The 22,341-nt window shown below is 74.4% G+C and carries 15 protein-coding genes and 1 pseudogene; 6 read left to right on the forward strand and 10 right to left on the reverse strand.

Annotated features, from left to right (window positions below):
• Entirely contained in the window at nt 1-3,177 is a 3,177-nt protein-coding gene (locus ACFYPH_RS17780) for a BTAD domain-containing putative transcriptional regulator (RefSeq protein ID WP_387182929.1), read from the reverse strand.
• A 180-nt stretch (nt 3,178-3,357) separates the two neighbouring features.
• Here ACFYPH_RS17780 and ACFYPH_RS17785 point away from each other — a divergent pair, with 180 nt between their 5' ends.
• Both ACFYPH_RS17785 and ACFYPH_RS17790 read left to right on the forward strand, forming a co-directional pair.
• Nucleotides 3,358-4,809: an SDR family NAD(P)-dependent oxidoreductase gene (locus tag ACFYPH_RS17785; RefSeq protein ID WP_387182932.1), complete on the forward strand. Its 1,452-nt coding sequence runs from the start codon at nt 3,358-3,360 to the stop codon at nt 4,807-4,809.
• A 24-nt stretch (nt 4,810-4,833) separates the two neighbouring features.
• Complete coding sequence (locus tag ACFYPH_RS17790; protein WP_387182935.1) at nt 4,834-5,304, forward strand: heme-degrading domain-containing protein; 471 nt, start codon at nt 4,834-4,836, stop codon at nt 5,302-5,304.
• 88 nt (nt 5,305-5,392) lie between these two features.
• Here the strand turns inward: ACFYPH_RS17790 and ACFYPH_RS17795 are convergent, their stop codons facing one another.
• A complete protein-coding gene (locus tag ACFYPH_RS17795) occupies nt 5,393-6,769 on the reverse strand; it encodes an FAD-dependent oxidoreductase (RefSeq protein WP_387182938.1) in 1,377 nt (458 codons plus the stop codon).
• A 174-nt stretch (nt 6,770-6,943) separates the two neighbouring features.
• Here ACFYPH_RS17795 and ACFYPH_RS17800 point away from each other — a divergent pair.
• Nucleotides 6,944-7,513 (forward strand): annotated as a pseudogene (locus ACFYPH_RS17800) (serine hydrolase domain-containing protein); the annotation flags it as partial.
• Between the two features lie 162 nt (nt 7,514-7,675).
• On the opposite strand, the gene ACFYPH_RS17805 reads toward ACFYPH_RS17800, so the two are convergent.
• Nucleotides 7,676-8,899, reverse strand: a complete 1,224-nt coding sequence (locus ACFYPH_RS17805; protein WP_387182941.1) for an MFS transporter — start codon at nt 8,897-8,899, stop codon at nt 7,676-7,678.
• A 41-nt stretch (nt 8,900-8,940) separates the two neighbouring features.
• On the opposite strand from ACFYPH_RS17805, the gene ACFYPH_RS17810 reads away from it, so the two are divergent.
• On the forward strand, nt 8,941-10,077 hold the full coding sequence (locus ACFYPH_RS17810) for an ROK family protein (protein ID WP_387182943.1): 1,137 nt from the start codon (nt 8,941-8,943) through the stop codon (nt 10,075-10,077).
• 27 nt (nt 10,078-10,104) lie between these two features.
• On the opposite strand, the gene ACFYPH_RS17815 is transcribed toward ACFYPH_RS17810, so the two are convergent.
• On the reverse strand, nt 10,105-10,482 hold the full coding sequence (locus ACFYPH_RS17815; RefSeq protein ID WP_354862476.1) for a MerR family transcriptional regulator: 378 nt from the start codon (nt 10,480-10,482) through the stop codon (nt 10,105-10,107).
• 112 nt (nt 10,483-10,594) lie between these two features.
• Between ACFYPH_RS17815 and ACFYPH_RS17820 the strand changes: the two genes are divergently transcribed.
• A complete protein-coding gene (locus ACFYPH_RS17820) occupies nt 10,595-11,302 on the forward strand; it encodes an SDR family oxidoreductase (RefSeq protein ID WP_387182946.1) in 708 nt (235 codons plus the stop codon).
• 96 nt (nt 11,303-11,398) lie between these two features.
• Here the strand turns inward: ACFYPH_RS17820 and ACFYPH_RS17825 are convergent, their stop codons facing one another.
• From ACFYPH_RS17825 to ACFYPH_RS17845, 5 genes are all read right to left on the reverse strand, one after another.
• Nucleotides 11,399-12,055, reverse strand: coding sequence for a DUF3105 domain-containing protein (locus ACFYPH_RS17825; protein ID WP_355066006.1), 657 nt, complete (start codon nt 12,053-12,055; stop codon nt 11,399-11,401).
• Nucleotides 12,048-12,671 (reverse strand): flavoprotein, encoded by a 624-nt coding sequence (locus ACFYPH_RS17830; RefSeq protein WP_355066004.1) that lies wholly within the window; start codon nt 12,669-12,671, stop codon nt 12,048-12,050. Before ACFYPH_RS17830 ends, ACFYPH_RS17825 begins: the two co-directional genes overlap by 8 nt.
• Nucleotides 12,653-14,878: a peptidase domain-containing ABC transporter gene (locus ACFYPH_RS17835; protein WP_363940101.1), complete on the reverse strand. Its 2,226-nt coding sequence runs from the start codon at nt 14,876-14,878 to the stop codon at nt 12,653-12,655. The genes ACFYPH_RS17830 and ACFYPH_RS17835 overlap by 19 nt, the downstream gene beginning before the upstream one ends.
• Nucleotides 14,866-18,027, reverse strand: a complete 3,162-nt coding sequence (locus ACFYPH_RS17840) for a type 2 lanthipeptide synthetase LanM family protein (RefSeq protein ID WP_387182950.1) — start codon at nt 18,025-18,027, stop codon at nt 14,866-14,868. The genes ACFYPH_RS17835 and ACFYPH_RS17840 overlap by 13 nt, the downstream gene beginning before the upstream one ends.
• 85 nt (nt 18,028-18,112) lie before the next feature.
• The gene (locus ACFYPH_RS17845) at nt 18,113-18,295 is read right to left on the reverse strand and encodes a mersacidin/lichenicidin family type 2 lantibiotic (protein ID WP_363941554.1); all 183 of its coding nucleotides are present in this window, start codon (nt 18,293-18,295) and stop codon (nt 18,113-18,115) included.
• A 327-nt stretch (nt 18,296-18,622) separates the two neighbouring features.
• Here ACFYPH_RS17845 and ACFYPH_RS17850 point away from each other — a divergent pair, with 327 nt between their 5' ends.
• Nucleotides 18,623-21,268: an AAA family ATPase gene (locus tag ACFYPH_RS17850; protein ID WP_387182953.1), complete on the forward strand. Its 2,646-nt coding sequence runs from the start codon at nt 18,623-18,625 to the stop codon at nt 21,266-21,268.
• Between the two features lie 85 nt (nt 21,269-21,353).
• Here the strand turns inward: ACFYPH_RS17850 and ACFYPH_RS17855 are convergent, their stop codons facing one another.
• Nucleotides 21,354-22,331, reverse strand: a complete 978-nt coding sequence (locus tag ACFYPH_RS17855; protein WP_387182956.1) for a hypothetical protein — start codon at nt 22,329-22,331, stop codon at nt 21,354-21,356.
• Nucleotides 22,332-22,341 lie beyond the last annotated feature (10 nt).

The raw sequence follows: 22,341 nt of genomic DNA on the forward strand, positions 1-22,341 counted from the left end.
CTAGACGAGCAGGTCCTCCATCAGCTCACGGATCCGGGTGACGGCCGCGGCCACCGGCCGGGCGCGCCAGGCGGACACCAACGACTCACGCTGCTCCTCGTCACCGAGGGCGGCGTCGAGTCGTTCGCTGCGCCCGCTCGGGAAGAACAGCTCCATGTGCGTCCCGAGCCGCTTCGCGAGCGCGGACAGTTCGCGGGTGGTGGCGATGTCGTCCCGGTACGCGGCGAGTTCCGCGCCGCCCGACGCCCACGCCCCGATCACCGGCAGGTCCTTCGAGTTCAGCGCGTCGTCGCGGGCGAGCGCCAGCAACGTGGCCGCCTGGGCGGCGGCGGTGCCCGACGCCCCCCGCGCGTCGGCCACCCGCAGGTACAGGACCGCCACCGAGGCCCGCACCATCACGCGCGGCTGCGGTGGCGGTCCGGTCCAGCCGGCGAGAGTACGGTTCACCGCGTCGGCGTGGGCGAGCGCCTCGTCGTAGCGCTTCCGCTGCCAGGCGAGGTGCGCCAGGCCGAGAAGCGCCTGCGCGACGTCCATCTGCTCGGCCTGGCCCGGCGTCGCCGTCTCACCGAGTCGCCGCTCGGCGTCCGCGTCGCCGGTCAGGGCGAGCTGCACGTCCAGTCGCACCCGGATCGACCGCGCGTCCTGCTGGGCGCCGATCATCTCCATGTGCCGGACGCTGCGCGCCAGCCACTCGGCCGACCGTCCCTCCCTGCCGGGGAGCAGGAACTGCCCGACGGCACCCGCGGCCATCGCCATGCCCCAGTGGTCGCCCGCGACCTCGAAGCGGTGGTACGCCTGCTCGGCGTCGTCGATCGACGCCTCCGGCAGGCCGCTGTTCTCCCGTACCGCCGCGCGGGCGATCAGGCCGAGCGCCTGCACGTACGGGTCCGGGTGCGCGATCATCTCGGTCGCGCTCTTCAGGCTCCGCTCCAGGTCCGACTCGTCGAAGCCGGGCAACGCCACCGCGAATGCGGTCAGCCGCGGCGACACCTCGGCGGGTCGTTCCGCGAGCAGCGTCCGCAGCGCGCGCCGAGCGAGCACGGCGGGCCGCAGGTCGGCGCTGATGCCGCTGTTCACGCTGATCAATACGCATGTCCAGGCGAGTCGGTCTCCGTGCGGCAGGGGCCGGCCGCTGGCCCGGCCCCGCAGGATCGCCGAGCGTCGACGCCGCTGCGGCTCGTCGACGTTGAGCAGCCCGCGCCCCCACGCGAGGACCTCCAGGTGCAGGCCTCGCACCGTCCAGAGGTGCAGCAGCGCGGTGGCGACGTCGACGACGGCCGGCTCGTCGTCCTGCTCCAGCGCCCACCGCAGGCCCGCGACCAGGTTGTCCTGCTCGGCGGCGCAACGGTCCAGCGCCTCGACCTGGCCGGGGCCCACGAGGCGACCGGCGAGCCCGACGGCCTCGTCCCGGGCCCAGCCGACCAGACCGGCCATCGCCACGCCCCGGTCACCGGCGGCGTCCAGGCGGGCCTCGCCGTACTCGCGGACGGTTTCCAGCATCCGGTAGCGGGGTGGCCCGTCCCCCTCGACCAGGGTCAGCAGGGACTGTTCGACAAGCCTCGCCAGACCCCGCCGCACGTCCGAGGTCTGCGCGACCGCGGCGGCGAGGTCCGCGGTGAACGGCGCGGGGATGACCGCGACCCGCGCAAGCAGCGCACGGTCGTCGGGGGCGAGCAGTTCCCGGCTCCAGTCGACCATCGCCCACAGGCTCGCGTGCCGTTCCGGCAGGCCCCGCAGCGCGTCGTCGAGCAGCGCGAACCGGTCGGTCAGCCCGGCGAGCACGTCGTCGATCGGCATGTGCCGCAGTCGCGCGGCGGCCAGTTCGAGGGCCAACGGCAGGTTGTCGAGCCGGTTGCACAGCGCGAGAGCCCGCGCGGTGTCCCAGGTCGGCACCGCGCCGCCGGCCCGCGCCCGGGACTCGATCAGCCCGAGCGCGTCGGAGTCCGGCAGGGCGGTCAGTCGGTGCACCCACTCGCCGGCCAGGCCCAGCGGCGCACGACTGGTCGCGAGCACCGCGACCTCCGGGGAGGTCACCGCGAGCAGGTCGGCGACGACGCCCGCCACCGCGTCGAGGACATGCTCGCAGTTGTCCAGCACGACCAGCCCGTCGAGGTCCGGCGCCAGCGCCCGCAACCGCTCCTCGGGGCTGAGCACCCGCCGTTCGAGGCCCAGGTTGCCGCCGGTCGTCGAGGTGTCCGCGCCACCGAGCGCCGCGAGCACCGTGGGTAGCACCTCGTCGGGCGAGCGCAGCCCGGCCAGCTCGACCACGCGTACCGCCTGCCCGGCCGCCGCCGTGCGCCGCGTGACCTCGGCCGCGAGGCGGGTCTTGCCGGCGCCGCCGGCCGCCACGATCGTCACGAGAGCCGACTCGTCCAGCGCCGCGTCCAGGGCCTCGACGTCGCGCTCGCGGCCGACGAGGGCGGTCATCGGCCGGCGCCACGCGGCGGGCAGGGCGATCCGCGCCGGCGGACGGGGTGGCGCGACGACGGCCGGCGCGGTGAGCTCGCCGCGCAGCAGCGCCAGATGGACCTGGTTGATCACGGGTGACGGGTCGGTGCCGTAGCGCTCGGCCAGGTCGTCACGGAGGCGCTCGACCACCTCCAACGCCTCCGCCTCCCGCCCCTGCGCGGCGAGCACCCGCACGAGCAGGGCGGCGGACGGCTCGTCCGGGGGCGTCCGGGCGGCGAGCCGGCGCAGGTCCGCCTCGTCGTACGGCCCCGCACCGGCGAGCGCCGCCTCGGCGCGCAGCGCGGCGACGTCGGCGAACAGGCGGGTGTCCTCGGTGGTGACGATCTCCGGTACCTCGGGAAACAGGGCACGGGCCCGATCGGCCGAGTCGCGGGCCGCCCGCGCGTCGCCGGCCCGCAGGGCGGCACGCCCGTGATCGAGGAGCGCCCGCGCCTCGACCGCGTCGACGGTGACCTCGTCGGCGGGCAGGCGGTATCCCCCCGGCACCGCCACCACGGGCAGCCCGAGACGGCGTACGCGGGACACGAGCGCCTGCACCGCGCCGGTCGCGTCGTCGGGCGGCGCCCCGTCCCACACCGCGTCCACGAGCAGACTGGTGGAGACCGCCCGGCCACGCGCGTCGACGAGTGCGCGGAGCACCGCCGCCAACCGCTCGCCCCGGACCGGCCGGCCGTCGACGGCGAGGGGGCCGAGGATCGTGATCTGCACGCAACCAGCATCCCCCACGCCAACCACCACACCGAGCAGGGTGTCGGACGGCGCGAGGGTCCTCCCGGGTGGGCAGCGCGGCGCGGGATGCGTCCGGGACGGCGTGGTGCGTACAGTTTCGGGTCGGACTTGGGGTGGACCGGCGAATCCGGCACAGGAAACGGGACGAGACAGCGACGCATGACAGTGGACAAGATTGCCCAAAACGGTCAGGACGGCATTGACCGGGACCGGCTGGAGACCTGTCTCAGCGTCTTCGAGGCGTTGGAGGCCCTCCCGTCCGACCACCCGGACGTGGTGCGGGTGCAGCGGGCCACCGCGAAGCTCTACAAGGTGATCAAGCAGCGGCGACGCGAGGAGCGGCGCGACGCCATCATCGCGGCCGACCGGGCGGTGACGGAGGCCACGGCCACCGGCGCCCCCGGCCGGATCGACGACGAGACCCAGGGCATCCCCCTCGCCTCCCCCACCACCGGCACGACTGCGGGATTCCTGCACAACCCGCGCGGCTGCTACATCTGCAAGCAGCGCTACCGCGAGGTGGACGCCTTCTACCACCAGCTCTGCCCGTCCTGCGCGGCCCTGAACCGGGAGCGCCGCGACGCCCGTACCGACCTGACCGGCCGGCGCGCGCTGCTCACCGGCGGCCGGGCCAAGATCGGCATGTACATCGCGCTGCGGCTGCTGCGCGACGGCGCGCACACGACGGTGACCACGCGGTTCCCGCACGACGCGGTCCGCCGCTTCGCCGCGATGCCCGACAGCGGGGACTGGCTGCACCGCCTGCGGATCGTCGGGATCGACCTGCGCGACCCCGCCCAGGTGATCGCCCTCGCCGACTCGGTGAGCAGCCAGGGCCCCCTCGACATCCTGATCAACAACGCGGCGCAGACCGTGCGCCGCTCGCCCGGGGCGTACGCCCAGCTCGTCGCCGCGGAGGCCGCGGCCCTGCCGGACGGCCCCCTGCCGGAGCTGATCACGTTCGCCAAGCCGGGCGGCCCGGCCGGCGGTCTCACGGCCGGGCCGGAGTCGACAGCGCTCACCCCGCACGCGCTTACCGCGCTGGCGTTGACCAGCGGCTCCGCGTCGCCCGAGCGGATCGCGGCGTCCACCGCCATCGACGCCGGCGGCCTGGTGCCGGATCTCGACTCGGTGAACAGCTGGGTCCAGCGGGTCCAGGAGGTCGACCCGGTCGAGCTGCTGGAAGTGCAGTTGTGTAACGTCACCGCGCCGTTCGTGCTGGTCAGCCGGCTACGTCCGGCGATGGCCGCCGCGGCGGCCCGCCGCAAGTACGTGGTGAACGTCTCGGCGATGGAGGGTCAGTTCGGTCGCGGCTACAAGGGCCCGGGGCACCCGCACACCAACATGGCCAAGGCGGCGCTGAACATGCTGACCCGCACCAGCGCACAGGAGATGCTGACCGACGGCATCCTGATGACCAGCGTCGACACGGGTTGGATCACCGACGAGCGGCCACATCCGACCAAGATGCGGCTGGCCGACGAGGGGTTCCACGCCCCGCTGGACCTCGTCGACGGCGCGGCCCGGGTGTACGACCCGATCGTCCGGGGCGAGCAGGGCGAGGACCTGTACGGCTGTTTCCTGAAGGACTACGCGCCCTGCGCCTGGTGAACGACGCTCGACGAGGAGAAACACATGTCATCTGACCAGTGGCCGACGCTGGACGAGCTGCAGCGCGAGGAGAACGAGCTGGAGCTCGCGGGCCTGACCGAGACCGACGCGTACGAGCTGGGCGTGCGGGCCGTCACCGCCGCCGCCCAGCGAGGGCTCCCGGTCTCCGTAGGTGTGTGGCGGACCGGACGGCAGTTGTTCCACTGTGGCCTGCCCGGTTCGACGGCGGACAACGACGGGTGGCTGCGTCGCAAGGGGCGCGTGGTGATGCGGTTCGAGCACTCGTCGCTCTACATGGCCCGGCTCTGCCAGGACAAGCAGACGACGCTCACCGAGAAGTTCGGCCTACCGGCCGCACGCTACGCCGCGGCCGGAGGCGCCGTGCCTCTGCGCGTTCGTGGCACCGGCGTGGTGGGCTGGATGGGCGTCTCCGGGCTTCCGCAGCTGGACGACCACCGCTTCGTCGTCGACATCCTGCGCGGCAACGCGCGCTAGCCCCCCGCAACCGCCGGACGCCGCCCGCCCGCCGCACATCGGCGACGGCGGGCGTCGTCGTCGGGCGCTCGGCGCGTCCGCACGACCGTCAGCCCGCGCGGCGGTTCGCGCGCAGGGCGCCCAGGATCACGCCGGGTGTGGCCAGCGACAGCGGGTGCTCCCGCAGGGACACGACCTCGTTGAACCGGCGGGCGATCGCCACGTCCGTGACGGTCGCCGTGAGGATCTGCCGGCTGACCCAGCTGGAGACCCGGTAGCCGCGCGGGTAGGGCCCGTCGACGTGCGGCAGCGCCAGGTCGGCGGAGGTCGAGGTCGACCAGGCGGCGTCGACCACGACCTTCTGCAGGGCGAGGAAGTGGCGGGCGGGCTCGCTCAGGTCCGGGTCGGAGCTCAGGTACGCCGACAGGCAGGCCGCGTGCAGGGCCGCCGCCGTCATCCCCTGCCCGTACACCGGGTTGAACGACGCGACGGCGTCACCGACGCTGACGAGTCGCGCCGGGAACCGCCGAAGCGCGTGGAAGTCCCGCCGGCGGCTGTCGGCGTGGTGGTAGGTCTGGACGTCGCCGAGCATCTCCTGCTCGGCGACCTCGCCGAACTCCGGCGGGAACTGCTCCCGCAGTCGTCGGACGAAGTCCTCGGCGGTGCGGCCCGGCCGGTCCTTCCCGTAGCCGGCCATCATGGCCATCCACCGGCCGTCCTCGATGGCGAAGAAGGCGGCGCCGGCGATGTCCGTCATGGTCCGCGGAGTGTGCAGGGCGAGGACGACGGTCGCCTCCGGAGACTGCTCGGGGCGGCGGAACAGGGCTGTCGCGTAGTTGAGGTGCACGGACATCCGACGGGTGGCGGGCCGCTCCCAGCCGGCCTGCTCCAGCCAGTCGGAGAGCCGGCTGGACCGCCCCATGGCGTCCACCACCAGGTCGGCGCCCTCGACGCCGGGCACCTGGTCGACCTCGTACCGGACGCCGGTGACCGCGTCGCCGTCGAACACGAGACCCGTGGCACGGGCGGTGACCGTCTTGACGTTGGGCAGCCGGAGCACCTGCTGACGGATCAGCCCTTCCAGGAGGGGCCGGCTGCCGGCCAGGCTGTCGTCGTCGTCGGGTACGACCACCTTCCGTCGGCCGTCGAGGTAGCTGCGCCGGGCGGCGGGCGGCGCCTCGACCGCCCCGTGGGCCAGCGCCCGCTGCCGGAACCCGGGGAACAGCTGCTCGAGCTGGAGCAGGCCGCCGGGCAGCAGCGCGTGCAGTTGCGTCCCCTGTGGCACGCCGGGTCGGGCGCCGCTCATCTGCGGGTCGTCCCGGTCGAGGAGGACCACGCTCTCCGCGTGGTCGGACAGGACCCGGGCGGCCAGGAGCCCGGCGACGCTGCCGCCGACCACCACCGCCTTCCCCAGGCGCGGGGTTGGTTGGTCGGGGGGTCGCACGGCGTTCAACGCGGCGAAGACCCGAACCGGGGAGAGGGACATCGTGCTCTCCAAGGGGTACGAGGTGTGGCCCCGATCGTTGCACAGCGTCGACCGTCGACCGTCGCCCCGACACGTCCGCCCGGGTGTCGGATACCAACCATGTCGCTGGACGCGGTCGGCGTTCGTCTGAGCGCGGCTGGCGCGCGGCGCGTCCGTACTGTCACCATCACCGGCATGCCTGTCGCACGTCGTACCCTGCTCGGAGCTGGCCTGGCGGCCGCGACCGGCGCCCTCACCGGCTGCGGTGACAGCGGCGGCACCGGGCCGGGCGGGGCGGGCCCCGGAGACGCGGGGACCGCCACCGACGCCGCGGGGAACAGGGTGGGGTTCGGCGCGGCCGGGAACACCCCGTCGGGTACGCCGAGCGCCTCCCCGTCGCCCGGCGGCGGGGCCACGGCGGCCAATCAGGCCAAGTACGCCCCGCAGCTGACGGCCCTGCTGCGGCGTCACCTCCCCGCCTCGCCGCAGACCGTCCAGCATCACGGCTTTCCCGGTGCGGTCGCGGTCGTGCTGGTCGACGGACGGACGACGGTGCACACCGCCGTCGGGGAGGCGCTGCGCTACGCGGCCGGCCCGAAACTCCTCGCGGCGGGTCAACGCGTCGCGATGCGCCCCGACTCCGTCTTCGACCTCGCCTCGGTCACCAAGGTCTACACCGCGATCCTGCTGCTGCAGCAGGTCGAGAAGCGTCGCGTCGACCTGGACGCGCCGGTCCGCGACTACCTGCCCGGCTTCACCGGCGCCGGCAAGGGCCCTCGTTCCTGGTCGATCCGGACCGCAAGCTCGTGCTCGCCCTGCTCACCAACCGGGCGCACCCCAACTGGTCCTGGGCGAATCCCGATCCCGTCCGCGCCGCTGTCGGCGACCTCCTCGCCGCAGCGGTCACCTGAGCGCCCGAGCGGGCCGTCAGCCCGCGAGGGCGGCCGGTTCCCGCTCGCGGCGACGTCCGGCGGTGAAGCTGACGATTCCCAGGCCCAGCCCGACGACGGCCAGGACCAGGCCCACCCGGGCCGGCGCGAGGTAGCCGAGCCCGGCGGCGATGGCGACGCTGCCCAGGGCCGCGCCCAGGCTGTTGGCGATGTTCATGGCCGACTGGTTGAGCGCCGCGCCCATCAGTTGGGCGCCGGGGGCGACCGTGATCAGGCGTGCCTGCAGGACCGGACCGAGGTAGAGGCTCGTCGCGCCGACCAGGAACGCGCCCACGAACAGGCCCACGCGGTTCGACGCGACGAGGCTGAACACACCGATGCTGACGATCATGGCGACGAAGCCGATCATCATGCTGCGGCGGAGGTCCCGGTCGGCGAGCCAGCCGCCCAGGGCGTTGCCGACGGTCATGCCGAGACCCACCGCGACCAGCGCCCACGGCACGGTCGCGGCGGAGAGGCCGGCGACGTCGGTGGTGACCGGCGCGATGTAGGAGTCGACCGCGAAGAACCCGGCGAAGCCGATCGCCCCGGTGGCCGCGACCAGCCAGACCTGCGGGGTTCGCAGGGAGCGCAGTTCGGCGGCCGGCGAACCGTCCGCCGCCGCGGCGACCTCCGGGACGACCGCCAGCACCGCCAGCAGCGTGAGCAGGAAAACCCCGGCGATCACCAGGTACGCCGCACGCCAGCCGACCGCCTGCCCGAGCCGGGTGATCAGCGGTACGCCCACCACGTTGCTCACGGTCAGCCCACCGAGCACGGTGGCGAAGCCCCGGGCCTCGTTGCCGGGGCCCATCAGGGTCGCCGCGAGCAGGCCGGCCGCGCCGAAGTACGCGCCGTGCGGCAGCGCGGCGACGAACCGCGCCACCAGCACCAGTTCGAACGTCGGGGCCGTGGCGGACGCGATCGTGCCGACGGCGAAGAGGACGAGCAGGCCGAGGACGAGCTTGCGGCGCGGCAGGCGCGCGCTGAGCGCGGCGATCAGCGGGGCGCCCACGACCACGCCCAGCGCGTACGCGGTGATCATCCACCCGGCCTGGGCGACCGCGTTCGACGACGATCGGGCGTACTCCTGCGGGAGCAGGCCGCGTGCCATCTCGGGCAGCAGACCCATCGCCACGAACTCCGTCAGTCCGACCGCGACGCCGCCCAGGGCCAGGGCCGCCAACGCCGCCAGGCGCTGATTTCTGCTCAGTCCGTTCACCGAGCGAATTTAGCAACAGCGTTGCGTAATAGGCTGGTGAGATGACGCGCACCACAGCCGACGTGACGTTCCTGCGCGGATACAACCAGGCGCTCGTCATGGCCGTGGGGCGCACCGCGCGGACGTTCGAGCGGTCGACGGTCGTCGACGCCACCGGGCTGACGCCGCAGGCGGTCTCCAAGGTCATCGCCCGCCTGACCGCCGACGGGCTGATCCGTTCCGCCGGCTTCCGCCGCCCCGGCATCGGCAAGCCGGCGGTCGTCTACGAGCTGGTCCCCGACAGCCGGTACGCGATCGGCGCGCACGTCGCCCGACGCACACTGCGACTGGTCCTGGTCGACCTGGCCGGCACCGTGCACCACTCCACGGTCAGCCCTCTGCCCGGCGACTTCACCCCCGAGCAGCTCCTCGACGTCCTGCGGGTCGGCATCGACGCGATCACCGCCGGCACCGAGCTGCGGAGCCGGCTGACCGGCGTGGGCATCGGCATGATCGGCCCACTCGACCACGCGCACGGGCTGGTCCGGGACGCGCACGGCCTGCGGCACTGGCACGACGTACCGCTGCGTGAGCTGGCCGAGGCGCACCTGGGCCTGCCGGTGCACCTCGACAAGGACGTGACCGCCGGGATCACCGCCGAGGCGTGGCGGCACGGCGCGACGTTCGGCGACGCGGCGCTCATCATGGTCGAATCCGGCATCGGCGCTGGCTTCCGGCTGGGCGGCGCCGCCCACCGGGGCGCGCACACCAACGCCGGCGAGTTCGGGCACACTGTCGTCGACCTGGACGGGCCCCGCTGCGTCTGCGGACGCCACGGCTGCCTGGAGGTCGTGCACCTGCGCGCCACCGAGGCGGGAGACGTCCCCCGCGCGGCCCGCGTCCTCGCCGTCGGCGTCGTCAACCTGCTCCAGACCCTCGACCTCGCCCACGTGGTGCTGGCCGGCGCGGATCTGCTGCGCCACGCGGAGGTCTACCGCGCCGCGGTCGAGCGGGCCGTCCGCACGGACGTGCCGCGCGCGGACTGGTTGACGCCGACGGTGACCCTGTCCAGCCTGGGCGCGGACGTCATCGCCGCCGGCGCCGCCATGCAGGTGCTCGACCAGCGCTACGGCATCCCCGACCTCGCTCCCGGCGCCCCGCCCACGATCGTGCGACAGTCCGTCGTCGGGGCGCGCTGAGCGGCCCCCAGGGGAGCACGGGGGCGATCACCGCAGGGCGGCGTCCGCATAGGCGCAGCCGCTGGCCGGGCTCTCGCTGGAGCTGATCACCGCGTCGAGTCGGTCCCGGACCTGGACGAGTTGGTCGATCTGTCGGGTGAGGCGGTCGCGTTCGGCGTTCAGCAGGGCACGGGACTGCGGGGTGTTGACCTTCGCGTCGACGCAGGGCAGCAGATCCAGGATCGTCCTGCTGGACAGACCCGCGGCGTAGAGCGTCTGGATGAGCTGGACGCGGTCGAGCGCCTTCTCGTCGTAGTGGCGCTGGCCGCCGCCGCTGCGTTCGGGGATCAGCAGCGACTGCTCCTCGTAGTAGCGCAGGGCGCGCACCGACACACCCGTGCTGGCGGCCAGTTCTCCGATCCGCACGACCCCTCCCCCACGGCGGTGACAGCCGCCACACAACCTTGTCTCTCACGTCCACGTCAGGTTTTAGCGTAGGTCGCGTACGAATCCTCGTCCAACCCAAGCAGAGGGCATCATGCGGATCTCAGGCTCGATCGCGCTGGTCACCGGCGCCAACCGTGGCATCGGCCGGCACTTCACCCGGCAACTCCTCGAACGCGGCGCGACGAAGGTGTACGCCACGGCCCGCGACCCCGAACAGATCGACATCCCCGGCGTCGAGAGGCTCCGCCTGGACATCACCGACCCGCAGGCGGTGCGGGACGCCGCAGCGGTCGCCTCCGACGTGACCCTGCTCGTCAACAACGCCGGAATCACCACGCGGACCAACCTCGTCACCGGCGACCTGCGCATGGTCCGATCCGAGATGGACACGCACTTCTACGGCACCCTCGACATGGTGCGCGCGTTCGCCCCGGTCCTGGGTGCCAACGGCGGCGGCGCCATCCTCAACGTCCTGTCGGCGTTGTCGTGGTTCTCCTACGACGGGGCGAACGCCTACAGCGCCGCCAAGGCGGCCGAGTGGAGCCTGACCAACGGCGTCCGGCTCGAACTGGCCGCGCAGGGCACGCTGGTGACCGGACTGCACCTGGGCGCCGCCGACACCGACATGATGGCCGACTACGACGGCGACAAGATGGACCCCGCCGACGTCGTCTACGCCGCCCTCGACGGCATCGAGGCCGGCCGACTCGAGGTCCTCGCCGACGAGTGGAGCGCCCACGTGAAGGCATCCCTCGCCGGCGATCCGAGCGCGTTCTACGGCACGGCCGCAGCCGGCTGACGCGCCACGACGACAGCGGTCGGCCACCCCGAGGTGACCGGCCGCCGTCGCGTGCAGCGGTCAGAGCCGGGCAGCACCGTCGCGCCGTCGGCGGCGTCACATGCCGGTCGGCTCGGGAGCGTCGCGCGGCGGGTGCGCCAGGACGAACCGCTGCACGGCCGCGCCGCTGACCGCGGCGCAGAACTGCCGGTACCCGGCCTGCGCTCCCCAGTGCGACAGGGCCAGCGGCCGGCCGGCCGGGAACGCCCCGTAGTCGAGGTCCCACGGCGCGACCACGAACCTGCCGCCGTAGCGGTCGTCGCCGAACGTCCGGGCCAGCGCCCGCAGTGCCTCGATCTGGTCGGGGGCGAGCGGTTCGACATACCACAGCACGGTGTAGCCGTGTTCCAGGTTGTGGACCAGCGTCTCGATCGGCGGGCGGTCACGGGTGACATAGAACCGGCGCACGGTCGGGGCGGGCACCACGAAGTGCGGCCCGGACGACGGTGGGACCAGGTCGTACCGGACGCGGGTGACGTACGGCTCGGCGGTCCCCGGGCCGACGTGGAGGCCGGCGCCACTGATCCGGTCGGTCAGCTCCGGATCGCAGCCGGCCCGGTCGGCGTCGACCCCGATCGCGGCGGCCGGTCGGTGGGTGGCCGGGTCGGCGTACGCGCGCAGGAACGGGGTGGCCGCCACCACGAGCAGGACGGCGCCGAGCGCGGTGGCCGCCGCGGCGATTCTCGGCCCGTACCCGGAGCGTGCCTCAGCCACGGCCCGCTCCCTGCGCCAGCAGGTGGGCGGCGGTCCACTCCAGCACCGCCTCCACCGGTGGCATCCCCCGGCCCGCGAGGGTGCCGGTGCTCAGCGCGAGCACGGGAACGGGCGGCACCACGCCGTACCCGTCGGCGCGCAACCGCGCCACGTTGCGCTGCACGGCGGGGCGCTGCCACATCGCCGCGTTCATCGACGGCACCAGCACGACCGGAGCGGCGGCGGCCAGCACGCAGGTGGCGACCAGGGTGTCGGCGATTCCCAGGGCCGCCTTGGCCAGGGTGTTGGCGGTGGCGGGCATGACGAGCACCAGATCGGCCCACCCGGTCAGGGTCAGGTGCGCGACGTCGGTCGTCGCCTCCTCGTCGGTCAGCGCCGGGCGTCCGGTCAGGAGGGCGAACGAAGCAGCCGGGACGAAGCGGGCAGCGGCGGGAGTGAGCACGACCCGCACGTCGAGTCCCAACGCGTGGCGCATCACCATGATCGACTGAGGCAGCGTCAGCACGTCCGCGGATCCGCAGGCGGCGACGAGGATCCGCCGCGCCGGGAACGGCCCCGGGTCGTCGGCGGAGACGACCGGGCGCTGCGGCGCCTCGGTCACGGTACGGGTATCCATGCGTCGCCTCCTGCGTGGGCGGGTTCGTCGTCGGTCAACTGGCAGCGGACCAGGTCGGCGTACACGCCCCCGGCACGCAGCAGCTCGTCGTGCCGTCCGCGCTCCACGAGCCGGCCACCGGCGACGACGAGAATCTGGTCGGCGTTACGGACGGTGCTCAGCCGGTGGGCCACCACGATCCGGGTGCAGCGCATCGCCGAGATCGCCTCGTCGACGCGCCGCTCGGTGGCCACGTCGAGGTGGCTGGTCGCCTCGTCCAGCAGGAGCACGGCGGGCTGCCCCGCCAGGGCCCGCGCGATGGACAGCCGCTGCCGCTGCCCACCGGAGAGCGCCTGGCCCCGCTCGGCGACCTGGGTGTCGTAGCCCATCGGCATCGCCGCGATGTCCTCGTCGATCGCGGCGGCCTCGGCGGCCGCCCGGATCGCCGGCATGCCGGCACCCGGATGCACCAGGCTGATGTTGCGCCGGATGGAGTCGCGGAACAGGTAGCTCTCCTGCAACACCACCCCGAACTGGCGGCGCAGAGCGGTCGGGTCGATGCGCGACAGGGGCACCCCGTCGAACAGGATCTCCCCGCCGGTGGGCCGGTAGAGGCCGGTCAGCAGCATGGCCAGGGTGCTCTTGCCACTGCCCGACGGCCCCACCACGGCGACCTTCTCCCCCGGTGCGACGTCGAAGGAGATCTCCCGCAGCACCGGCGCCGCGCCACCGTCGTAGCGGAAGCTCAGGTCGCGGACGCTGATCCGGCCGGTGAGGCGGGGCGCGGGCAGGTCGGGGTCCCCGGCGGGCTCCGGCTGGGCGGCGAAGACGTCCCGCAGGCGTTGCAGGTGCGACACGACCGACTGGAGCACCTGCGCGCTGCTCACCAGCGAGGCCAACGGGATGAGCGCGGACAGCGCCAACGCCTGCAGGCCCAGGGTCGCACCGAGGCCGGCGCCCTCGAAGAGCCGACCGGTGCCGAGCCACAGCAGCGCCAGCGGCCCGGCGAGTTGGACGCTCGCGGTGATGTTGGCGACCGTGGCCGAGAGCCGGTTCTGGGCGATGTCGGCGTCCAGCGCGGTGGTGTAGCGGCGCAGCCAACCGTCGTACACCTGCCGCTCGGCGCCCATCGACTTGACCGTCGCGATGCCCGACAGCGCCTCCATCAACGCGCTCTCCGCGTCGGCCTGCACGGTGAGGTGCCGCTGGCTCAGCCGCAGCAGTCGGCCGTTGACCAGCGCGACGGCCGCCACCTGGACGACACCGATCGCGGCGGCGAGCCCGGCGAAGGTGAGGTCCCTGGCCACCAGCACCCCGAAGTACGCGATCACCAGCACACCGTCGATGACCGCCGTCAGGACCTGGGTGGTGACCAGTTCGCGCAGCAGGATGCTGCTGGACAGCCGCTGCATCAGGTCGCCGCTGGCCCGCTGCTGGAAGAACGCGTACGGCAGCCGCAGCAGGTGCCCGAACAGCCGGGTCATCAGCGCGGCGTCCACCCTGGCCTGCAACGTGACCAGGAGCCGGGAGCGCAGGTAGGCCACGCCGAACTGGGTGAGCACCAGCGCCCCGATGCCCAACGCCAGGTACGGCATGAGGCCGGTCTCCCGGGCCGGCATGATCTGGTCGAAGGCAACCGTCGTGGCCAGGGGCAGGGCCAGTCCCAGGGTCTGGAGCACCAGGGAGACGCCGAACGCCGCGCCCAGCCGGGGCAGGAAGGGCCGCAGCAGCGGGTGCGCGCGCCGCCAGCGGGCCACCGGACCGGGCCGGGAGACGGCTGGCTCGGGCACGGCCGCGGGGTCGGGGGTGAAGGTCAGCACCGTGCCGCTGAAGCCGGCGGCGAACTCGGCGGCGCTGAGCAGCCGACGCCCGAGCGCCGGGTCGACGAGCCGAACACCCCGCACGCCGACGTGCTCCACCACGACGAAGTGGGCGTCCTCCCAGTGGGCGACGGCCGGCAGGGGCAGCTCCCCGACCTGGGCGGCGTCGGCGCGGAACGCGCGGCCCCGCAACCCGAACCGGGAGGACGCGGTCAGCAGCGCCCGCGCGGTGACGCCGTCGCGGCCGACGTCGAGCTTGTCGCGCACCCGCGCCAGCGAGGCGCGTACGCCGTGCCGGCGGGCGACCATGGCCAGACACGCGGCTCCGCAGTCGGTGTCGGTCATCTGCATCACCAGCGGCACCCGCTGCCGGCGCCACCACGCCGGGATGCTGGTCAGGCGGCCCACTGTCGCCTCCGAACGCCGAGCGCGCCGGTGCGCGCGTCCGCCGGTGGCGCCAGCAGGAGAACCGACGGCACCCGTTCGGGTGCGGCGAGCCGCAGCAGGGCGAGCCCGATCCCCGACAGGCCGGTCATCAGCTCCGGCGTGGCGAGCGCTGTCGGGTTGGCGCAGCGCCAGCCACCGCTGAGGCCGTCGCGCAGGACCGCCGCCGCGGGCGCCGCCGCCTGCTGGGGGGCGGCCGTCAGCAGCAGGTCGAGGTTGCCGAGGTCGCCGTGGCACAGCGCGTGGTTACGACCGAAGCCGGTGGCGAGCGTCGTCCGGACGGCCGTGCCGATCTCCGCGTCCAGCGCCTCGTCGGGGCCGAGGGCGTCGCGCAGCAGCAGCCGCGACAGCCCCACCCCGGGGGCGCCGTGGCACCAGGTCACCGTGCTCTGCCCCGGCCGGCGCAGGTCAGCCCAGTTCGCCAGCTCGGGGCGAAACAGGCTGCGGTCGTACGCGAGCACGCGGGCCGCCGCGTCGGTGTAGGCGGGATCGCCGGTCACCTGCCCGGCGCGGGCCAGCGCGGCGGCGATGCCGGCGGAGCCGTGCGACAGCCCGCCGAGGAGGTCGCCGGCGGCCCCACGGGCCGGGTGCGGGTAGTGCTCGGCGGCGGCGCGAAGTCGTCCGGCGGCCGCGCGCAGGGCGGGCTCGACCCGGTCGGGGTCCAGACCCGCGCCGGAGACGGCGAGGACGGCGCCGGCGTACCCGTCGACCAGGTCGAGGGCCTGCTCGCCGGCGGCCAGCCCGACGATCCGCGCCAACGCCACGTCGACCACCGGCGCGTACCGGTCGGTCCGCCACAGCGCCCCGAGGTGCCCGAAGGTGTAGAGCAGGCCCGACCAGCCGGTGAACGCGCCGATCCGGTCACCGGGAATCCGCTGGTCGAGGACGCGGGCCGCCAGCCCGGCAGCCGCCCGGCCGGCGAGGTCGGTGAATCGCCGTTCACCGGTGAGTCGGCCGGCGTGGGCCAGGAACAGCGCCACGCCCGCGATGCCGTCGTAGAGGTGCGGGCCGAGCGGCGTCGGCGCCCACCGGCCCGGGTCGGCGGCCGAGGGCGTGAGGCCGAACCAGGTCGGCTCGGCACCGGGGCAGGCGAGACCGGCCACCACGTCCGCCACCTCGGCCGCGGCGGCCAGGTAGGCCGCCGGGGCGGGCGTCGACGCCGGTGCCAGATCCGCCAGCCGCCAGCGCACCCGCGCGTGGGGCGCGTCGGTGCCGTCCACCCGGGCGGCGAAGGCGGCCTCGATCAGCCAGCGCTGCCGGGCCAGGTCGGCTGGCCCGAGCCGGGCCAGCCGGCGACGCGCCTCGTCGAGTCCGGACCGGGCCAGCAGGCCCGGCAGTCGTTGGCCCCGGCTGCTCCAGAGGTCACGCGAGTCCACCCGGGTGGTGAACATCGGCACGTCGCGGCGTGCCAGGTCGGCGCGCTCCGACGCGACGGTGGCCGCCAGCAGCGGCAGGTCCGCGACCCCCGACCAGAGCCAGTCGTACAGCCGCTCGGTGTCGAGGCCGTCCTGCAGCGCGTCGGTGTGCAGCGCCGCGTCGCGCAGCCGCAGGTACGTGCGGGTGGGGCGGAGCACGACGCGGATCTCGTCGGCGGCGAACGCGGTGAGCGGCCCGTGCGGGGCCAGCAGGTCGTCTCGGACGGCGGCGAGGAGGTGCGTCATCGACTCGAACCCCTGCACCACCCGCGGCAGGTGCGCGGCGACGTCGATCGCCGCGCCGGCGGTGGCGGGGTCCTGCCGGCCCGGCTCGTCGTGGTGGTGACCGGGAGCGCACAGCCGCATCTCGTCGGTCCCCTCGTCCTGCCACGCCGAGCAGCTGCAGCCGTCGCCGACCGGTCCGGCGGCCTCGTCGGCGCGAGGCAGCAGGCCGACCGCGAGCACCGAGTCGGCGATCGCGTCCCCGCCCCGGGCGCTCGTGGACCGGGCGACCGCCGGAGTGAACACGGTCTCCAGGTCGATCAGGACCGGATGCTCACCGTGGGCGACCACGTTCTCCTGGTGGCAGTCGGTGGCGCCGATGGCCTGCAACAGGGCCAGCAGGGCGCCGAACCGGTGGGCGTAGCGGCGCTGTCCGGCCGGCGTGGCGGGCGCGCGGGTGTCGACGTACGCGGCCCAGCCGTACTCGCCGCGCGGCAGCACGGTGAAGGTGTGCAGGTCGGCGCCGCGGTCGTTGAGCCAGGCCAGCAGGTGCTGGAACCGGGCCTCGACGGCAACCGGGCGGGGCTTGTAGACCAGCCGCAGCCCACTGTCGAACGTCGCCACCAGCACCCGGCGGCCGTCGCGGTGGGGGTCGCCGGTCTCCTGGACCTCGACCAGGCGACCGAGCGGGGCCCCGGAGTGCAAGGTCGCCGCGAGCGTCGGCGCGTCGGCGCGGAGCCGGTGCAGGAACTCGACGGTGCGCTCGGCCCAGGCGCGGGTCAGCTCGTACGCCTGCCGGGCCAGGACCGGGTAGTCGGCCAGCAGGTCCAGGGCGGCCTCGGGGGCGCGGTACCGGCCGAAGAACGCCACGAAGCGCTCCTGCGGCGTCGCCCCGGACGACGTGCCGCGCAGCCGGTCGATGTTGAGTTCCAGGACGACGGCCCGGCTGAGGAGCACGACCAGTTCGTCGAGCAGGCCGGTCAGTCCCAGCCGGTCCGCGTCGGCCGGCAGCGGCACAGCGTCCTCGGCGAGGTGACGAGCCTGACGTGCCACCCGGGCGCGGGCCTGTGCGACCAGGGGCGCCACCAGGACGAGGCAGGCGTCGAGCGGGCGGCCGGGCAGCAGGTCGGGGTCGATCTCCCCGTCCGCCGCTCGCGCGTAGCAGGCGAGCAGTTCGTCGATCCATGCCGGCGTCCCGTCAAGACGTGCGGCGAGCAGCTCGGGCGTCTCGTCGAGCAGAGCGAGAAGCATCTGCTCGTCGATGCCCTCGGCCGCCAGCCGGCGTCGCCAGTCCTCGTCGTCGGTGAACGCGCCGGCGCTGCGCCACCGCGACAGCCGCCACCGCGACCGCTCGCCGGGCAGCGAGGCCGTCGGCACGGGCGCGGCCAGCCGTTCGGCGATGCTCAGCGCGGCCAGGAGGCGCTGCTCGACGCGGACACTCGGGTCGTCGGCGGCGCGGTGCGGGTGTTCGGACATGCGGGGCTCCCGTGGCGGTGGGGTGGGCGGAACGACGGGGTCCGGGCCAGGCCCGGACCCCGTGTGGACCCGAGGGTTCGAAAGATCAGCAGACGCAGTGGCAGCACGCCGTGGTGTGGCCGGTGGTCGCGGCGGCGCCGCCGGCCACGGTCTCCAACTGGTCGCGGTCCAGCTCGACCAGACCGGCCGGGTGGGTCTCGACGGCCTCGGGCGAGGCGGCGCGGCGGTACTCGTCCTTCCAGCTGCTGACGATGTCGGTGATGGGCATTCGTGGCTCCTTTCGCGACGACCGTCGGCCTGTCCGGCGGTCGCTTGCAGAAACCAGCGTGCGGGCCACGGGGGTGCCGGCACATGAGTAGCCGCTACCTCATCCCGGGCCGGTGGTGTCACGCGGACGACAACCGAACCGCGCGGTCGGAGCGTCAGGTGTGCAGGCATGTCTGGAAGCTGACGGCGCCACCGGATGGGGGTGTGTGAGGGTGGGGCCCGCGCCACCCAGACCGCCGCGCACACACGGTCCGGCCGAGCGAGCGGATCGAGGACGGAGATGGCGACCGGGCCCGGGGCGGGCACCCGGCCGGTTTGAAGGGGTTCCGTGGCTGCATCAGGGGGTTTCGTCGACGGGGACGCCGGATGGCCGTTCGTCGGCCGGGCGCGCGAGCGTGACCGGGCGGTCGAAGCGCTCACCGCGTCGGCGGGTTGGGGCGTCCTGCTCACCGGCGATCCGGGGGTGGGCAAGAGCCGGCTGCTGGAGGAGGTGCTGGCTGAGGCGCTGCGACGGCAACATGTCGTGCTCCGGGTCACCGCCACTCCGGGCTGGCGCGGCGTGCCGTTCGGCGTGCTCGCCAGCCGGCTGCCCCAGCCGTCGGACGCGAGCGTCGCCGACGTCTTTCGCGACGTCGAGCGCCGGCTGCGCGAGGTCGCGGCGGGCCGGGGCGTGGTGGTCGGGGTGGACGACCTCAACTGGCTGGACGACGCGTCCGGGGCGCTCCTCGAACGCCTCGTCGCGGGCGGCACCGTGCGGGTGGTCGCGAGCGTCCGGGGTGACGCCCTGCACGCGGCGCCGGTCGCGGCGCTGCACCGCTTCCGCGCGGTCGACCGGGTCCACGTGCCGCCCTTGGACCCGGACGAGACCGCAGTGCTGGTCCGCGAGGGGCTCGGCGGCCCGGTCGACGGTCTGACGATCGGCGCGCTGTGGCGGATCAGCCAGGGCAACCCGCTCTTTTTGCGCGAGGCGCTCCGGTGCGGGTTGCGCGACGGTGGCCTCGTCCAGCGCGACGGGATGTGGACGTGGCCCGCCGAGTCGCTGTGCTCCACACACCTGTCCGACCTCATCGAACAGACCCTCGGCACGCTCAGCCCGGAGGAGGCCGAGGCGTTGCGGTACGTCGCGCACGCCGAGCCGGCTCCGCTGGCGCTGATCGAGCGGACCGTCGACCCGCCCGTCGCGGAACGGCTCGAGGAGCGCGGCCTGATCCGCCTGGTCCGGCATGACACGGGCGTGCTGGTGCAGACCGGCCATCCGCTGTACGCCGAGGTGGTCCGCAACCGCACCGGGGAGCTGCGGGCCCGCCGGCTGCGCCGGACCCTGGCCGAGGCGCTGGCGGGCGTCGACGGCGGCGGCACCGAGGACCGGGCACGGATCGCGGCCTGGCGCTGCGAGGCCGATCTGCCGGTCGATCCGGACGACCTGCTGGCCGCGTCGGAGTACGCGCTGCGCCGTCACGACGCGGCGCTGGCCGAGCGGCTGGGCCGCAGGGTCGACTCGGCGCGGGGCGACTGGCAGGTGGGCCGGGCGTTGGTGGCTCAGGGGCGCGGCGACGAGGCCGACCGGCACCTGGCCCGCGCCGCGGCCGACCTCGACGACGCGCGCGACCGCGCCGAGGCGACGGCGCTGCGGGCGCTGAACATGTACTGGGGTGACCGACGGCCCGACCGCGCCCGCGAGGTGATCGACGCGGGCCGTCACGACCTGCCCGCCGACGCGCTCGCCGGGTTGCTCGCGGCGGAGGTGGGGATCGCGGCGTTCGGCGGCGACGCGGGGGGCGCGCGTGCCCTGATGGCACGCCTGGCCGCCGACCGGCCCCGGGACCCGCTGCTGGCGACGGCCGTCGCGGCGTTGCTGCCGTACCTGCTGCTGTTCGACGGGCAGCCGGGGCAGGCGGTGCGGATGTTCGACACCGGAGAGGTCGACATCCCGGAGACCTGGCCGACGATGCGTGCCGCGACGCAGGCCTGCCACGTGCAGGCCCTGCTGCTGTCCGGGCGACTGCACGACGCCGAGCGGCTCGCCCAACGCTACTACCGGGACGCGGTCACGCGGGGCGCGGCGGACGCGGTCGGGCTGCTCGCCTTCTCACTGGGCAAGTGCGCCTACCACGCCGGGCAGATGCGGCGGTCGATGCGCTGGCTGCACGAGGCGCGGACCCTCACCGCCGACCGTACGCTGTTCCCGATCCGCGACTACGTGCTGTCGGCGAACGCGTACGTGGCGGCGCAGTTGGGTGAGCTGGCGGAGAGCGGGAGGTTGTTGCGGCAGCTCTTCGACGATCGCACCGACGGCGGCGGCCCGCACGGCGGCGGGCTGGTGGCCATCGACGCCGAGTTGACCGCGGCCTGGCTGACCGCCGCGCAGGGCCACCCGGCGACGGCCGTCGCGACGCTGCGGGAGTTGCAGGGGCGTGCCGGGCAGGCGACGACGGTCACGGTCGAGTGCCTGCACCTGCTGTCTCGCCTGGAGCCCGGCACCGCGACCGCCGAGCGGCTGTGCACGGTCACCGCCGACTGTGACAGTCCACTGTTCGCGCTGTGGTCCGACTACGCTCACGCGCTCGCCGCCGACGACCCGGCCGCGCTGGAACGCGTCGGCAGCGCCCTGGAGGCCAACGGCTACCTGACGCTCGGGCTGGAGGCCGTGGTCGCCGCCGAGAGGGCGTGCCACCGTCGAGGCGACCAGCGCCGGGCCAACCTGCTGGCCCGGCGCGCGGACCTGCTGCGGGAGCGGTGCGGCGGATACTGGCCCCCGTTGAGCCCTCGGCCGTCGGACCGGGACGGGCTCACTCCCCGGGAGCGACAGATCTGCGAACTGGCCTCGGCCGGGCACGACAATGCCGCGATCGCGGCCAAGCTGGTGTTGTCGGTGCGGACGGTGGAGAACCACCTTCAGCGGGCGTACGTCAAGCTCGGCGTCCGGGGCCGCAGCGGGCTCCCGACGGCGATCGGGGCGCAGCGGGCGGGGTAGGGCGCGCGGGCGCTCACCCGGTGACCCGCGGGGTCGGGTCGGACGCGGTGTGCCGTCCGACCCGACGCCCGCGGGCGTCGATCCCCTAGAGCCGGGCGTCGCCGGCCGCGGTGGCCTCCTGCACCGCCGAGGTACGACGGAGCTCGGCGCGCTCGTCGCCCGCGTCCTCCCGGTCGGGGGCGGCCATCCGGGCCGCCCGGTTGGCGGTCGGCGCGGCCTGCTCGCCGGTCACGCCGCCCCGGATGCGGTTGTTCGCGGCCACCTGCGCGGCCGGGTTGTTGCCCGTCACCGTCAACTGGCCGTTGATGATGTTGTCGTCGACCGTGACGCCACCGGTGGTGGTGGTGACGCTGACATCCGCGCCCCAGTAGCCGCCGGAGGCGCAGCTGTCCAGGCCGCCGTTCGGGCCGAGTTGGACGCCGCCGAGGTTGCCGGCGAACGTGGCCCGACCCCGGACCGCGCTGCCGCACACGACACTGCCGGTGGCGCTGTTGAGCACCGACAGGGTGCCGTCGACGAACGAGTCGTGCACGTCGGTGTAGTAGGTGCCGGTGCTGCTGACGTTGCGCGTCACCTGGGTGCCCCCGTCGAGCCGGACCTCACCGGCGCCGACGGTGACGTTTCCGGCGATCGTCGCCGCCTCGGCGAACAGGAAACTGTCGATGGTGGCCGAGCCCTTTGGCCGGACGGTCACCGCACCGGTCTGGGCGTCGGACAGGAAGACGCCGTACCCGCCGGCGGCCAGCACCACCTGGCCGTCGACGCTGGTCTCGGTGGCGTCGAGGTAGCCGTCGGCGGCGACGCGTACCTCACCGCTGACCCGACCACCGGTGACCACCAGGTTGGCGCCGGCGGCGACGGTGACGTTGCCGGTGATCGTGGTGCCGGTCAGCGCGCAGGACTCACCGGCCGGCACGAGCAGGTCGTTGGGCACGGTCACCGCACCGCCGGTGCCGATGCAGTGGGTGACCAGGTCGGCGTGGGCGGTAGGCGCCACGGCCAGCACCGAGGCGGCGATAACGGCGGTCACGGTGGCCAGCTTGGCGACGGTACGTCCGGGCATCGTGGTACTC

Source organism: Micromonospora sp. NPDC005252 (assembly GCF_042872475.1).
Taxonomy (GTDB): Bacteria; Actinomycetota; Actinomycetes; order Mycobacteriales; family Micromonosporaceae; genus Micromonospora.